This window comes from Parasalinivibrio latis (assembly GCF_036825535.1).
GTDB lineage: Bacteria > Pseudomonadota > Gammaproteobacteria > Enterobacterales > Vibrionaceae > Parasalinivibrio > Parasalinivibrio latis.
In genome coordinates, this window is record NZ_CP098813.1 from 168766 (window position 1) to 183813 (window position 15048).

The window sequence follows — 15048 nt, forward strand, 5'->3', positions numbered from 1 at the left end:
CAAATTCACCAAAGGTAGGGATATCTGTTTTTTATCCGCCATTCCAAAGCTTTAGGTAAATAGGCTTTGATTGCAGCCAGCACGGCGATTACTGGTTTAATAAACACCGCGCGGACTCCCCAGTCCCGGTAAATAATGTCTGCGACTTCATGTTCAGGAACACTTGTTTGAGCCGCTACCAGCACACCCAGTTCCATGGCTCGTTTTCGGCGTTTAAAAGCAGGTGAATCGAAACTTGCGTCGATAATGGACTCAAGCCCCAGATAACTCAGCAGCAACAGCGTCCTTCTGCACTTAAAACAGGTACCACAGTTCCGCGCCGGTATCCGCTTTTCGGTACAAACATAGAGCTTCCCGTTAAACTCCGGCCGCTTAGCCAGATAAACCAGCTTCCCTGTTCGCGATAAGCCGAGCCCGGCAGTTTTCGCCGCCATGCGTTCCGTTTTAATCAATGGAAAAAGGAAGAACTCCACTGTCGCCATATCTCTGTTTGGTGAAATTCTCTCCGGAATAAAGTCATAAGCTGACGAGTATAGGTAGCTCCCGATACCTCCCTGTAACATCAGGGCACAGGCAAGGTTCCGGATGGAATGAGTCTGCATAAAGTTGTTCAGGAGCACTTCATCAATATTGGTATCAACCTTTATCAATGGTGTCGAAACAGTAGACATCACCTCAAGTGCTGTTTTATAGCGGGATTCAAACACTTCCCCTACACGGTGAACCCCGTGTTGCCCGGTATTTGAGAATAAAAGACAGTCAAACCGGGAGTTTTTTTGTATTGCACTACAGAGGGTAAACCAACTGTCTACTCCACCGCTGAAACCTGTTGATTTTAGGGTATCCCGCCTATTCCATGATGATTGGGGATTATTGCAGGTTATTTTTACTATTTTCAGCGACGGACAAAGACCCGCAAAAACATCCTGGAGCCCCGCGATGTTCTCCGTAAGTGCTTTAGAAACCGGCGCATCCACTGTCAACGGTACCCCCAACTCCATTGCATGCCAGATATATAGCAACAAAAAGGCATCAACAGATTCAGTGTCTATGAAGCCCTCAACTTCCTCAGGCAGTTGAAAAACAAAGGTGTTAGCTCCCAAAATATCGACACTGACAGTGACAAGTCCCCGTTCCTTAATTGTTTTCAAGCTTCTCAAAACGATCACTGTTTGATCCCCTATGTACAACGTACACAAAAGGAAAAATCATAATCGCGGGCTAAATTAGCCATTGTCTTAACGGCAATAAAAAACCCCGCCGAGACGGGGTTTATCCGATTGAAACCTTTGTCAAAAAGTTAAGAGGGATTATTGCTCATCTCTTAACTTATCAAGGTTTTTAAATACCGCAGCGATAACAGAGTCTTCGGATATTTTCTTAGCACCGATTCCTGATGGCCTTCCCATAAACAGCTCAACAGCCTCCGATACATGATCAATCGCCCAGATATGGAAAGTGCCTTTCTCTATGGCTTGTCGTACGTCCTTTCGCAACATCAAGTGATGAACGTTGGTTCTCGGAATGATGACACCCTGGGTAGACTTGCGTCCTTTTATCCCACAAACATCAAAGAAACCTTCGATTTTTTCGTTCACGCCACCAATCGGCTGAGCCTGGCCAAACTGGTTCATCGACCCTGTGATGGCAATATCCTGACGCATTGGCAGACCAGAAAACGCGGAAACTATGGCACAAAGCTCCGCCATCGAAGCACTGTCCCCGTCTACGCCTCCGTAATTTTGCTCAAATGTCAGGTGAGTGGTCAGCGGGATTTTCTGCTCTTTGCCAAACAGCGATGCAAGGTAAGCAGACAGAATCATCACGCCTTTGGAATGTATATTCCCCCCCATACGGACCTTGCGTTCAATATCGAGCACCTCGCCCTTACCGTAGGAGACGGTCGCTGTAATCCGGTTGGGCGCACCAAAACTGTGATCATTGGTCGTGATCACTGAAAGTGCATTCACCTGGCCTATCGCTTTCCCTTTGGTTTCCATCAGGGTGACACCGTTGATAAAGTTCTCCATGACATTGTCACGCAAACGGCTCACCCGGTTTTCCTGACTCTCCAACGCCTTTTCAACATGCTTGCCACGAATGGTCGTTGACCCTGCTTCCTTGGCCCAATAATTGGATTCCCGCAACAAATTGGCAATATCAGCCGAGTGCAGAGAAAGCTTATTCTGGTCCGCAACCTGCCGTGAACTGAACTCAATAATGCGTCCAATCGCCTGCCGGTCGCAGTGCAGCATACCGTTGTCATGAACGATACTCGAGATAAAGCGGGCATACTGCAATTCCGATGCGTCTGTACGGTTCATGTCATCTTCAAAGTCAGCCGTCACGCGGAACAGCTCACCAAATTCGGCATCGTAATGCTGTAGCAACTGATAGGTATGGTAATCGCCGAAAAGTATAATCTTCACGTTGAGAGGAATCGGCTCCGGCTCCATAGAAATGGTACCGGTCAGCGTTACCTCACGCTCCAGAGAGTTCATATTGAGCTGACGTGAACGCAAAGCTCGCTTAAGGCCATCCCAAACGTATGGACGCTCAAGAACCTTAATTGCATCCATCAACAGCACACCGCCATTTGCTTTGTGCAGGCTCCCTGCCCGAATAAGGGAAAAATCTGTGAAAACCGTACCTTTGTAGGTGGCATTTTCGGTGTACCCGAAGATGGTATGGTAGTTGGGGCTTTCCTCCACCACCACCGGGAAGTTGTCATGGGCGTGTGAAACCATGACGTTAACCTGATAACGGCGGGGAAGTTTCTTCTCCAACGTGGCATAAGACAACTCTGATTGTTCGTCACTCGCCTGAAGGAAGATATCCAGGTTATCGACGATATCTTTTTGCATATCCCCCAGGAAAGTTTTCACTTCGGTTATACCGTGATATTTCTCTTTCAGGTTTTTAACCTGGGGAGCAACAACGCTCAATGCAGTTTCTTCATTAAGCTTCTGTACTTTTTCAGAAAAATCATCTTCCCACTCGGTCAGTTCACGGACGAGGTTCCTTAACTTCAGCTCCAGGTGGTTGATGCTGGATTCAAATTTCGCCCGCTCTTTTGAGGTTAACGCCATGAAGGTTTCTTCGGTATGAGGCTCCTCGCCGTTCATGGCAACGAATTCGTACTCTCCCTGGGCGGTAATACTCAGGCTGACATGCTTCTTCAGCGCTTCTTCATTCATAGCGGCCAGTGCTGTTTCCTGCTTCTGGCTCAGCTGGGTTTTGAGTTTTTCTGATCGAGCAAAGTAGAGTTCATTGTCAAACGCCAGCGGCAGAGACTTGACCAGTTTGGTCATCAGTTTCTCTATATCTGACCGGAACTCACTTCCCTGCCCTGCAGGCATGCAAAGCACTTTAGGTTCACGGGCTTCTTTGAAGTTTGCAACGTAACACCAGTCATAAACTGTCTGGTCATCTTTCTGGTGTCGATTGAGGTAACGCAAAATCATGGTGCGTTTACCGAGCCCATTAGCACCAATGGCGTAAATGTTGTAACCCTTCTCCTTCATTGACATCGCAAACGCGACGGCCTGTTTCGCTCGGTCCTGGCCAATGATCTCGTCAAGTGGCTCCAGGGTTTTCGTTGTCTTTGATTCCAGCAAAGACAGAGAAGCTTCGCGATACACATCCTGATGCGTCAATGACATTATTGGCATAGATATCCCTATGATTTTTATTATGTTGTCCTTAAGTCTAGAGGGTTATTTGTGACAAAGGCGTGACTCACGTTCGGTTTAGTGCCCTGAACAGGTATCCAACTGGTGACTTTTCATACATTGTGTTCCCTCAAACTATGCCGCAATGCTCAACTGAACACTTATTGTCAGCGCCATGCCTGAAATTTTAAAGCTTCACATCAGGACATCTCACATCAAAGACAGGTTTCTTATTCCCTGATATTTGCCGTTTTAACCTGCCATCGAATTGACTCTTTTATCATCATGGCTGATTTTTAAATTACAGCCACGAAGAAGCTAATTTAAAAGAAAAACTGTTGAAAAATCTGGGCTCAAAGGACTGTGACATTGCTATGGAATGTGAAGATATATATGTGGATTTAGACGGGACACTGATTAGAACCGACCTATTGTTCGAAAGTACGATCCTACTGTTAAAACGCAATGTTTTTTATATTTTTCTCCTCCCGGTATGGTTAGCAAAAGGCAGGGCCCATCTCAAAAATGAGATCGCGTCCCGAGTTGCAATTTCCCCTGAAACCCTCCCATACAATCACGAGGTTTTAACTTATCTGGATAAGAAAAAGAAAGACGGGCATCGGCTGTTACTCGCCACTGCCTCCAATTTTCGTTATGCCGAATCTGTCGCAGAACATCTGGACATTTTTGACGGGGTATTGGCCAGTGACCGGTCAACAAACCTGAAATCCAAAGCCAAACTCGCGGCAATTACTCGTCAAAACCGGCCATTTTCATATTTAGGTGACAGCGAAGCAGATTACATTATCTTTCAGGCTTCCAAGCTTCCAGTCCTTGTCTCTTCAAGTCGTACGATAGAAAAAGATGCCAGCCGACATGCAGGGGTTGATACCGTCATACCGGTTCCTTCTGCAGGTAACAGGGATATCATCAGGTGCATCCGTATGTACCAATGGTCTAAAAACCTTTTGCTTTTTGTGCCGCTCATTGTGTCAGGAAACCTTAACCAAAGCAGCCTGTTCGCCGATGTATCACTGACCTTTCTGGCGTTTTCCTTGCTGGCTTCATCAACCTATATTCTTAATGACATTTTCGACATCCAAAATGACCGCCAGCATCCAAGGAAACGCTTTCGGGCTATTCCATCCGGTCTGTTAAGCGTCCCCAGAGCTGTCACTCTTGCCTTTTCACTACTGCTGACAGCCTACGCCATCACCGGGCTGGCAGCACCGGCCGCGGTACCGGGGCTAACAGCCTACCTCGCCCTGACGCTTTTCTACACTTATGTGGTAAAAAGCTACGTGCTGATGGATGTCATCTGCCTGGCAGCTCTTTACACAGCAAGGATTTTAATAGGTGCATGGGTCATTGCTGTGGAACCATCCATTTGGTTACTGGCCTTCTCCATGTTCCTTTTTGTCAGCCTCGCCCTTGTTAAACGGGTAAGCGAGCTCCACACCGTTAAAAAGGAAAAGCAATCTTCATCATCCGGCCGGGATTACAACGTTTCTGACACTCAACTGCTGGTAGCGATGGGTGCGGCATCTGCATTTAACGCCGTATTAGTCGTAACACTTTATATGGCAGAGGGAATACAGAATGGGGGCTACCACCATCCCAACCTTATCTGGCTGGTTGAACCCGTACTGCTTTACTGGCTTGGCAGGATCTGGATAAAAACAACCCGTGGTGAAATGACTGATGACCCCATCGTGTTCTCATTCAGGGATAAAGGCAGCCTTGTATGTGCTGCCTGTATTGCCACAATTATTCTGGGAGCTCTCTATCTATGAATCTCTCAACCTACGGTTTCATTCTTGTGAGTGTGTTTCTGTCAGCAGCCGCACAAATTACCCTGAAAATCGGAATGAATCACCACAATGCCCAACACCATGACAACAGCTCCTGGGTTCTGAATATTCTTGCTGTAGCAACGAACTCACATGTCATCCTGGGTCTTTTGATGTACGGCTTGGGGGCCATGCTGTGGCTTGCCGTCCTTTCAAAATTCGACGTAAGTAAAGCCTATCCCTTTGTTGGCCTTGGATTTGTTGTCACTATGATTTTGGGGCATATCGTGTTGCAGGAAGCCATCACTCCGATTCGGCTGGCCGGTACGTTTTTAGTGGTCGCCGGAGTCATTTTGGTTTCACAAACCTGAACTGCCGGAATTTGCTATGAATACACCTCCAGTCAACAAACAGGACCCCGAGCCGCTCGTCCCTGAAACCCTGTGCAGGAAAATTTTGCTTTTTGTGCTCATTCCCCTTACGTTTTTGGGCTTCCTGACTGTTGACCTTCAACTGGTCGCTACCGGTTTTTATGATCATATCAATCTCGCCTTTGATTTTGATCAGGGGTACCTGTTCAAGTCACTGAGCTATTTTTCACTTCAGTTTGAAGGTAACCCTGAAGCCATAACGCTAAAAATTAAACACCCTTTAATCTACCTTTATGGCCTTCCCGTAATGATAAGTGGGTTGATGGGCATAGAGCGCGTTGTAGCCATAATAACCATCACGCTTCTATTTCACTGCACGACACTTTACGTCATATTTGAAATCCTTCGCCGATTGCTGAACAACTCGCAACAAGCACTCCTGCTAACACTGGTGTTTATTTCCAGCGCAACGTACCTGGCAGACGGTACCGTGCTGGATTCCTACGCGTTTGCCCTGTTCTGGATTACAGCCAGCCTTTGGATCCTGCAAAAAAGCCTAATGAACCCACCAGCCCATTTCAGTTGGGCAAGGGCGGGGGTCTACGTAATGGCGGTGGGCACAACATCGTATCTGTTGCTACTGGTACTTCTTTGCGAAGTGATAATGTTGATGCATCACAGAACCAGACAAACAAGCAGTTTTCAGATCGCCTATCTTGGAATCGGTTTGCTCAAGTGCGCTCTGATCTTCGTTGCACTTTTTGTCCTATGCTACTCAAATATCCTGTTTGAATTGGTCTCATCACCGTTAGAGGTCGCCAAAAAGACGTTGTGGGCAGTTGTCAGGCCTGGTGAAAAAGAAGGTATTCTCGCCGTCAGCTGGAATTTTCTGGTCAATGCCATGGTCGCCCCAAAACACATCATCATGGAAATAGAGCCAGGTAAGATGATGGCAGATTTTCGGGGTACAAATTACATCAAGGCCGTGTGGTTGATTAACGGACTGCTGATCATCCTGTACGTGCTCGCCCTGAAACAGATCAAGTCCCCGTTACTGCAAGTCGCCATAATATGGACATTGATCAACATCGTTTTCCACCTCGAGTATCAGGACAGGGGAAGTCTTTTCCTCTACACAGGGCATATTCTCGCCACGAATATCATTTGGCTGGCGTACGGGATGTCGCGGCTCTCAATCATTAATTTCTCCATCGCTGCAACACTTATTATCGCCTGTTTCAGTTATAACAATGTAGTGTCTATCGATCAGGCATTGCTGGCAGTACTGCCTTGATTTGGAGGGGTATCAGCACGGGAGGAGAGAAGTAAGAGGCGCATGTCTAACTGGGCTTAAACATGCGCTGGCAACATTTTCAACAGCTCCATTTCGTGTGATGGAGCATAGAATTATTGAGAGCCCGCCCCCCTGGGGATAACGGTATCCCGGCAGCACTGCCAAGAGTAATTCCCATCATACCCTGCTTTACACGGCCATCAATCTCCCCGAAGAGATAGACCAACTCTGGTGCAAGCCGGCTGTGGAACAGTTCAGCATTAATATAATACGGCGCTCGTTTACCCCGGAAGTCAATCGCAGGCCCCACCTGTACGAAAGGGATACCCAGAAGTCGCATACTGCGCGCCAGACGCGGCTCCATCATCACAAAGCAATGTTCATGGCCTTTTTGTACCCCCATAGATGCAGCGGCGAAGTAGAGAGCAAGAGAAATGAGAGGAAAAGTACGTTTCTCTTCTTCAGAAAGCTGGCTGATCGGTTTTTCCAGTTCTTTAGGTCTGTTTTCATCACGGCGTCGGCGGAATTCAAGGGGAATCGCCAGTCTGGAAATCTCACACAACGTCCCCCGACGAAAACGGTCAAGCTTATAGTTAGGGTCAGTGATGGCATTATTACAGTGTTTTTCAAGGGGAAGCATATGGTCATCATGTTCCGGGGAAACTAACCGGACACAACCCGCTACTTTGTCGGTAGAGCGTTGTTTAATCATGCAAAACAGAGAATAATCATCAAATTCATCAGTTTCCATCTGGGTAACTTTCTGGGGTTCGAAGTTTAACTCCTCACAATAAACGCGGTGACGGATTTGGTGAACCAATTTGCGGCTTTTTTCTGATATTGCCAACTGACAATCCATATATTCCGTAAATTTTTCAAACATCTTTAATCCCTTTCAATAAAAAATGCACTAAGAAACAAACCACCAAGTCTAGAAAGCAAAAATATTGGCCCGGTGATTAATGGAAGCTGGATTATTATTAAGGAAAAATAAATTGAAATGAGATTAATTATGTGAGGGAACTGTCAATTCAACGTTAATGCTAAATGAGAGAATTTTAATACTGCCTCTAACTTGTTATTAATAAAGATATTCCCCCTTAATGAAGGGGGACATCATTTTGCATCATTAGCTGTCTCAAATATCTTACAGGTATGGCATAGCTGATCGCCGTGGGATCTGTAAGGGCTGACTCTTTGGTTTTCTTTACCAATACGCTGTTAATAACGGCAACTACTTCCCCATTATCAATACGATAAACTGCACTTCCGCTATTGCCTGGGTAGGCAACAGCATCCAATTGGTATACGTCAAAGGGGTTACGGAGTGCAGCAATTTGCCGTGAGGTGAGTGAAGCTGCATTTTTCGGGGTCGGGACAGCAATCGGGCTGATACTGGATACAATGCCTCTGTGTGTTACTGGATACAGCCCCAACACAGCACCCAGCGGGAAACCTGTAAAGGCTATTTCCTCACCTTCTTCTACATTGGATGAACTGAGCTTCATCGCTTTTACTGGCCTTCCTTTAATTTTCAACAAGGCCAGATCATGCTTTCCATCAACGACAATAACTTCCGCACGGCGGACATCCGGTGTTTTGCCATGACCAACAAAAACCGCCAAGTCGAATTTGCTGTTGGGTACATAGTCTTTGGGCAAAACATGTGCATTGGTCGCTACAATGTTCCCTTTACCGACAACAAAACCAGTACCAGACACCCTAGCCTGTCTGCCTCCATTTCTGGCGTAACTCCCGACTCCCACTACCGATGGTTTTATTTTTTTTATCGTATTTTTTAAGTCTGCATGAGCGGGAAAAGTGGTGATAATAAACCCAAGTATCAAACAAGTAAGCCACACATGTTTATTTAAATAATGTAAATACATCCGTTTCATTCCACATGAGTTTTTCCTTTCCAATTTGTCCATATTATTTTCACTCCTGAATTCTATTTGTAGGCTTAATTTATGGAATTGGGTTCAAATGTATTATTAATATTAACAGTGTTAATTTGTATACTTCATCCGCATCTGATACTTAATTCTGAAATAAAAAGCCCTCCAGATATAACTCCTGAGGGCTTCCTTTAATTACATTTTCTATAGTTCGGACAATAGCTTGTCCTTTTTCTCCTGCTGATCTGCCGAATCCGGGGTAAGCTCTTCAAGCACCTTCCGTGCCTCATTGTTTTCATTGTTTGCAATCAGGCTTTCAGCATATCTCAGCGCTATTTCCGCTTTTCCGCTCTGTGATACATAAGCCTTGCTCAACAAATCCCTGGCTGATTTGGGGTCCCCTGATTTCAGCTTGCAGTAGCCAAGTGTATCTTGTATCTCTGGTTGGTCCTTGGCGATGTCAAACGCGTTTCCGGCAAGTTCACAACCGCGATCAACCCTGCCTGAGTCCAAATAAAGCCAGGCAAGATTATTAAGTACGATAAGGTCATTCGGGTATCGGGATATCAGGTCTTCGTATACAGCGATTGCCTTATCTTCGCTTCCTTCAGCCAGCAGGATCTCAGCTTTCCTGAGCAAAAGGGCTTCGGCAGGACGCCCAAACTTTCCGTAACTTTCGTCAATAAACGAAATCGCTTTGCTTGGGTTCGCACTCAGAACATGAACGTCTATGATTTCGTTGGCCGCCTCAATAGAAGGTTGCTTACCATAAACATCATTAAGAATGGCAAGTGCATCATTGAATTTTTCCTGATCCATGAGGACTCTCGCCTCTGCCCTTCTCACCACTGGTTCATTCCTCACAGCATCAGGCATAGTGTCTGCTGTCCGTAATGCACGGGCATACATTTGCTGACGGCGAAGGGCTTCTAGTTGTGAAGCATGGAAGCGGGCGTCATCCGGAAAACGGGCAATTCCGCGGCTTATTATTGCCATGGCCCGGTCTTCATTTCCAGAAGCCATATGGAGATCGATCAGGCTAAAGTATGGACGGGTGTCCGTCGGGCTTTTGATAACCCACTGTTCCAGTGCTTTCTCTGCTTCCTGGAGGTTGCGCTCCTGATAATAAAGAATAGAAAGAACCCGCCAGATAGGAGCATTTCGTACACTCTCGTCTACAGACTCAAGCTGCTTCCGTGCTGAGTCCATATCACCTGCAGCCTGGTAAGCACTAGCCAGGTGATAATTGAGTTCTGCACTGCCTGGCGACACTTCCACTTGCTCTTTCAGGAGGGTGATGACGTCGTCCATTTTGCCCAACTCGTAAGCATTCCGGACTAAATACTCATTAACGGTTTCATTTGATGGAACTGCTTTCTTTGCCTTCAAAAAGAGCGAGTGTGCCTCAGCCCGTTTGCCTTCATTTTGCAGAATAATGCCGTTGAACAAAGTCGCCGGAAAAGCGTTGGGATCTTTTTCCAGTACCTTTTTGTACCAAGCCTTGGCCTGTTCCTGGTCATTTCCCGTTTGTGCCAACATACCAGTAACAGTCATGGTACTCAGATCTTCCGGGTAATCTTCCTGCAATTGCTTGATCACCTTTGACGCAGCATCAATATCTCCGAGTCGAAGGTAGCCATAAGCAAGTGCTATTTGCGGCCCTTTCTTGGCTTCACTTGCATCTATAACCGAACGAATATCAGAAATCGCCGTTTTGTCGCTGCTTGCAAGTTTCACCACGCCCAGACGCAAAAGGTCATTCTGGTTCCCTGAGGCTGCAGCTTTCTTGGCCAGTGACACTGCCTTCGCATCCATTCCCAGACGCGACAGTTCTACACTGGCACGGGATAGAAACTCACTGTCTTCGGCATTTTCAATATCTATTGCCTCAAGCGCATCCACGGCAGCCTCAACATCCCCCAGTTGAAGCTGTGTCAGGGAGAAAAGGCGCTTGGCGTACTTATTCTCTGGGTAAAATTCAAGTACACGAGCAAAATGACGGCCAGCCTGGTCATAATTCCCAAGCTCATAGTTGGCAATACCGGCAATCATCGACAGGCCAATATTCGGCGAACCACTGAGCATGGCCCGTTCGCTGTGAGTCTTTGCCAGATCAAAATCTCGGTCGGCATAAGCAATCGCAGCTTTCATTTCATTGGTCTTGATATGGTTTGGCGCAGCCTCAAGTAAATTGTCAACATAAGGGCGCGCTTCATCAAATTTCTGTCCGGCAATTAACGCCCCGGCATAAAAAACCGGGTAATAAGAAGCATCTGGTGAAAATGACATTGCTTTTTTGTAATCATCTGCGGCTTCAACAAACTGCCTGGATGCATAATTTGCGTGGCCACGCATAAGCCAGATCAGGCCGTTTTCCGGGTCGGTTTTCAGGATTTCATCGTAGAGGTCAAAGGCATCGACAAAATCCTCTTGCCTGACGTGGTACCTCGCCATTGCACGTTTGACAATATTGGTTGAGATACCTGAAGTTTCTATCTTCCTTTTGAGCAACTCTACAGTCTCAAAATCCTGCTGGTCGATAGCGGCCATCATCAGAATGGCATTTATTTCTGCTTCCATTTGCGGCGTAGTAGGCTTGAGGTCGGTAGCAAAGGAAATCAGGTCATCAAACAAACCCCGGTGAATGTAGGTAAGGCCAATAAGTGCTGGCAGGTTTTCGTCAGGACTGCCCAGCTTGTAAGCGCGCAACAGTTCCTTTTCCGCCGATGCAAAATTGCCGGTTCTGAGGTAGTACCTTCCCAATATGTCGCGGGGTTTGACGTTTTCCGGCTCAAGTTGAATGGCATTTTTCAGTTCAATTACCGCTGCGCCACGATCACCCTGCTTGAAGTACTCATCAGCTTTGTCTATGTGGGTTTGAGCCGTTTCGCTGTTACATCCGCTGGCAGTCAAAATTGCAGCAGCAAGAAGTCCCTTTTTCACATACCCTGTTAACGTATTATTCATGCCATACCTTTGGGAATACGATTGTAATAATCTCAACTGTGAGAGCGTTTTTATTTGAATTTTTCCTGGCTGTATCAAAATTGATATTCAACATTAGGTGTTACCAATCAAATATCTGCAATAATACGAAGCGAATCGGTCAGTTCTGTCTTCCAATACTGAACACCATAGAATGAAAGGGAATTCAATGATGTCTCAAAACAGCGACCCGCTTAAAGACTCTGAAGCACTCCGTCATATACAAATTGAGATATTTAAAAACCCTTCCAGAAAGTGGTTATCCGAAGCATGGCAGGCACTTGAATTAAATGCTGAACCCAATATTTTCCTGAGCTGGTTATGGATTAGTACCTGGCTGGATTGTTTTGTAAATGAGATGTATGTTATCGAGGCGAGACAAGATAATGAAACAGTCGGCCTTGGAATTTTGGTAAAAGAAAGAAGTTCCCTTTATTCCTTTATAGTGGGGGATGTATATCATCTCCACCGCACCGGCGACCCCGCCTGTGACCAAATTTGGATCGAATATAATGATTTCCTGTTAAAGAAAAATGGCGCAGATGCTGTACGGGATGCCATGCTCACCCGGATTAGGTATTGGCTGGAAAGCCGGGATATCCTCTCCATTGGGGCGGGCTTGCAACAACGCTTTGCAAGGCTTACAGAGCTCGGTCTCATCCGTCGTGACGTGTGGAAAACAACGGCCTACTACCTCGATTTAGCCGCACTCAGGGCAAGCCAGAAAGACTTCCTCAGCACGCTTTCGAAGAATACCCGCTATCAAATTAGGCGAAGCAAAAAACGTCATGAGGAAGCTGGCCAGCTCCATGTGATTACGGCCCAAAATGTCCATGAAGCATTGGATATGTTTTCCTGCGCCGCGCCTTTCCACATTGCACGATGGAACCATTCTCCTATGGGCAGCGGTTTTACCAACCCGTTATTTACCCTGTTTCACACTCAATTGATAAAACGGGGAATATCCCAAGGCCTCATTGAAATTTCTCACGTGTTAAACGGGGACGACACATTGGCATATATTTATAATCTAAAACATAAACGGAGGGTGTATTTTTATCTCTCCTCAATAAATTATGCTAGGGCAAATAACCAGTTAAAACCTGGCCTGTTGGCTCATTATCTACTTATTGAAAAAGCGCTGCGTGATGACATTGATATTTACGATTTCATGGGTGGCGAGGCGCAATACAAAAAATCCTTCTGCTCTGATCAGGAAACACTGACAGTCAGCAGTTTTCGAAATACTGACTTTATCAGTGATTCCACTCAGGTCTTGCGAAATGTGAAGACCCGCTTATTCAATAAAAACAGTTTGCCGAATCACTGACCGCACCGACAAACGATTTCCCAAATACCTTGTTGCCACAAAAATCGGTCTCTGACATCCATTCAGAAGGAAGCGGGACGGTTTCGACGTTTTCAGGCAACGCTTGCCAGGTAAAATTGCCTATTGAGGGTGCAACAAAGTAGGTGTCAAAGTCTTCTGCATCAGTCAGGAAGCTTCTTGGTAACCACGTATTGCCTTTTTCCACCAACCCCACTGCTCCGTCTCGCTGGTGAATTTCACCTGTCATGATGTTGTTTAGTGCAACCACGCTGGTCCCGGGGAAACGGGTACTGATACCGCCAGTGTTATACAGCGTATTGTTGACCAGCACGGTATTTTTTGAGTTGTTTACGTATACGCCATCATCACTGCAATGAAGGATAATATTGTTGCGGATGATCAGGTCCTGCGTTTCAGTAGACACATGGTTGCGCCGGTTTTTCATCCCGCCACCACCTGCTGAGAGCCCAACCTGGTATGTTGGATAATCGTTCTTGGTGGTATTACAGATAACAAGGTTCCCCTCAAACACCCCCCCGCTAGCCCCACCTTTCATGAAAGCGCCATAACTCACCCTGTTACCTTCGGTTTTAATAAAGTTACGTATCACATTGCGCTCAACCCGCCACTCATTGGCATGATCAATGTTGATCGGCGTAATGGAGTACCGGGTTTCTCGCGGGCGGGTATTGTGGAAATCGTTGTAACCGACATAGCCGGTATCCGGGTAGTCACCATTACTCTCGTTTACCTTTATCGCAGCGTTAAAATCGACGAACTCGTTGTTTACTATTCGGGTATTTGCGGCTTCACCCACGACGTGTAACGCATGTTCACAACGGTTGTCATGGCTGCACACACCAACAAAGCGCAGCCCCTCAAACTGCCAGTAAGGTTTTTCAACCACAATGCCTTCGACCGTAGCACTCTCAATGGTTACTTCCCCAGGGACCGCAGCACGTAAAACGATGGGCTGGTTGGCTGTACCCCCATTTCTGGTTGAGGCAATACGCCGTTTTTTAAACCGGTAAGTCCCACTGTCGACAATAATTTCAGTTCCGGCTTCGGCCTTTTTAATTGCGTCTATTAACTGTTCTTCACTGTTCACGTACAGGCGGTCGAGGCCCAGGGGCGTTTGGGGAGCATTATCAATGGGATAGGTGAGACTGGGGAAATTATGACGGTCAAACGACTGCCAGAAGTAGACCGGTGTTTTAAGGGAATCCGCGCTGGACCGGAGGAATCCTGACAGGGGTCTGTACAGTTTACTATTTTTATCCAGGATATCGGAAAACAGTACAAATAAAGTGGGAACACTGTGGACATCCGGCCCAACCAATTGAACCATCTTATAGCCCATGGCAAAGACGATACCCTGAAGCAGAATTCCGCACAGCACAAGATAGACCATAACGATTTTCACCAGCTTCTTAAGCATCCTTTCCTCACTGGGATAAAAGAGTCAGAAATTATCTTATGTCCCGGCGTTCCCATACCAGTGTCTCAATATTGATTCGCACATCCCTAAAGGTTTCTCCGCCATAATCAAGAGGTTGAAAAGGAGCAGCCAAAAGCTCTGTAATAGCTCAAAGCTTGCACATCCTGAAGATGCTTGATTCAAAGTGCTTTCAGTACGCTCGATTTACCGGAAATTGCCTGCTGACAGGCCGTACCTGGCGTCAAAATATTGTGTTTCAAGGAAGAGAGAC

10 protein-coding genes are annotated in these 15048 nt (G+C 46.4%); 4 read left to right on the forward strand and 6 right to left on the reverse strand.

Features of this window, described 5'->3' with window-relative positions:
• Positions 1–5: 5 nt before the first annotated feature.
• Both NF212_RS17990 and NF212_RS17995 read right to left on the reverse strand, forming a co-directional pair.
• The gene (locus NF212_RS17990) at positions 6–1151 is read right to left on the reverse strand and encodes a hypothetical protein (protein WP_434362055.1); all 1146 of its coding nucleotides are present in this window, start codon (positions 1149–1151) and stop codon (positions 6–8) included.
• Positions 1152–1310: 159 nt separating this feature from the next.
• On the reverse strand, positions 1311–3671 hold the full coding sequence (locus NF212_RS17995; protein WP_434362056.1) for a Lon protease family protein: 2361 nt from the start codon (positions 3669–3671) through the stop codon (positions 1311–1313).
• A gap of 338 nt (positions 3672–4009) precedes the next feature.
• Here NF212_RS17995 and NF212_RS18000 point away from each other — a divergent pair, with 338 nt between their 5' ends.
• From NF212_RS18000 to NF212_RS18010, 3 genes are read left to right on the forward strand one after another with little or no spacing between them, the layout of a single operon-like run.
• Complete coding sequence (locus NF212_RS18000) at positions 4010–5464, forward strand: UbiA family prenyltransferase (protein ID WP_434362058.1); 1455 nt, start codon at positions 4010–4012, stop codon at positions 5462–5464.
• Positions 5461–5832 carry an EamA family transporter gene (locus tag NF212_RS18005; RefSeq protein ID WP_434362059.1) on the forward strand — a complete coding sequence of 124 codons (372 nt, stop codon included), beginning with the start codon at positions 5461–5463 and terminating at the stop codon, positions 5830–5832. The genes NF212_RS18000 and NF212_RS18005 overlap by 4 nt, the downstream gene beginning before the upstream one ends.
• Positions 5833–5848: 16 nt before the next feature.
• On the forward strand, positions 5849–7126 hold the full coding sequence (locus NF212_RS18010) for a hypothetical protein (RefSeq protein WP_434362060.1): 1278 nt from the start codon (positions 5849–5851) through the stop codon (positions 7124–7126).
• Positions 7127–7205: 79 nt separating this feature from the next.
• On the opposite strand, the gene NF212_RS18015 is transcribed toward NF212_RS18010, so the two are convergent.
• From NF212_RS18015 to prsT, 3 genes are all read right to left on the reverse strand, one after another.
• On the reverse strand, positions 7206–8009 hold the full coding sequence (locus NF212_RS18015) for a PEP-CTERM/exosortase system-associated acyltransferase (protein WP_434362062.1): 804 nt from the start codon (positions 8007–8009) through the stop codon (positions 7206–7208).
• A gap of 217 nt (positions 8010–8226) precedes the next feature.
• Entirely contained in the window at positions 8227–9057 is an 831-nt protein-coding gene (locus tag NF212_RS18020) for a S1 family peptidase (protein ID WP_434362063.1), read from the reverse strand.
• Positions 9058–9228: 171 nt separating this feature from the next.
• Positions 9229–11991: an XrtA/PEP-CTERM system TPR-repeat protein PrsT gene (gene prsT / locus NF212_RS18025; protein ID WP_434362064.1), complete on the reverse strand. Its 2763-nt coding sequence runs from the start codon at positions 11989–11991 to the stop codon at positions 9229–9231.
• Positions 11992–12178: 187 nt separating this feature from the next.
• Here prsT and NF212_RS18030 point away from each other — a divergent pair, with 187 nt between their 5' ends.
• Positions 12179–13339, forward strand: a complete 1161-nt coding sequence (locus tag NF212_RS18030; protein ID WP_434362066.1) for a GNAT family N-acetyltransferase — start codon at positions 12179–12181, stop codon at positions 13337–13339.
• Here the strand turns inward: NF212_RS18030 and NF212_RS18035 are convergent.
• A complete protein-coding gene (locus NF212_RS18035; protein ID WP_434362068.1) occupies positions 13311–14777 on the reverse strand; it encodes a chondroitinase-B domain-containing protein in 1467 nt (488 codons plus the stop codon). The two genes, NF212_RS18030 and NF212_RS18035, sit on opposite strands and share 29 nt — an antisense overlap.
• Positions 14778–15048: the final 271 nt, after the last annotated feature.